Genomic DNA, 877 nt, shown 5'->3' on the forward strand with positions numbered 1-877 from the left:
TCACCATACTGGCCAGTGGCTTCTGAAAGGCCACATCAACAGGCCTTACAGAAGACCGCACACGATCACACGTCAATATGGGTCAGAAAACTCTTGCATAACGGACGGCAACCACAGAAGAAATCCGCGTCGACTTGTCGAAATCCGAATGCGCCAGACTTTGAATGACATCGACGATCTGCTGCGAAACAAGCCCCAGCCGTTGAGCGCCCTGAGTTGCCACGAAAGTACGGTTCAATTGGCTCGGGTCAGCGAAAGCGCTCTTGATGTCGGTGAGATCGTAATGGGGCTTTAGCTTTTCCATACCCCCACAATGGGGTTTTTTTTTGCCCACTGTCAAGAACCCCCCATAATGGGGGTGTCTATATTCTGTAAAGGTTCCCGCAGGCTTCTCTGTCTATCATGAGGAAGAAAAACTCTTTGTTTTTCTTCTCCCAAACGCCGCCTACAGAGGGGCAGGGCCGCGCGGAAGCGTAGATTTCATCCTCACCGACCCGCCCTATTTGCTCCGCTATCAGGGCCGGGACGGGCGGACAGTGCGCAATGACGACAACGCCGCATGGCTTCGCCCTCTCGTTCTATGCGTGGAACCGGGTTGACCTGTTCATGGCGGGCCTGGAAGGCGGCGGGCTTCCGGCCCGTTGGACATATCATCTTCCGCAAATCCTATGCGTCATCCGCCCGGTTCGTCCGCGCTGCTACCGCATCCCGGCGGCTGGCCTACCTGCACCATCAAACGGGACGAGATTGAGAGCCCGATCCGAAAGTTTTTCAAGCTTGACAATGCCTTGCTGTCCGTCGTGTGAGCATGCGGATCGAGGCGATCAATGTCCATGCGGTTGAGGACGCAATGGATTGTTCCCAATCTTTGGCGAGC

Annotated in this window: 1 protein-coding gene and 2 pseudogenes; 1 reads left to right on the forward strand and 2 read right to left on the reverse strand. The window is 55.4% G+C overall.

Annotated elements, in window-relative coordinates; genetic code table 11:
- Positions 1–82: 82 nt before the first annotated feature.
- A complete protein-coding gene (locus OQZ28_RS17615) occupies positions 83–334 on the reverse strand; it encodes a type II toxin-antitoxin system MqsR family toxin (RefSeq protein ID WP_458136705.1) in 252 nt (83 codons plus the stop codon).
- Positions 335–461: 127 nt separating this feature from the next.
- Between OQZ28_RS17615 and OQZ28_RS17620 the strand changes: the two are divergent.
- Positions 462–694 (forward strand): annotated as a pseudogene (locus OQZ28_RS17620) (DNA methylase); the annotation flags it as partial.
- Between the two features lie 77 nt (positions 695–771).
- Here OQZ28_RS17620 and OQZ28_RS17625 read toward each other — a convergent pair.
- Positions 772–877, reverse strand: a pseudogene (locus tag OQZ28_RS17625) (IS5/IS1182 family transposase); the annotation flags it as partial.

This window comes from Komagataeibacter sp. NFXK3 (genome assembly GCF_054182245.1).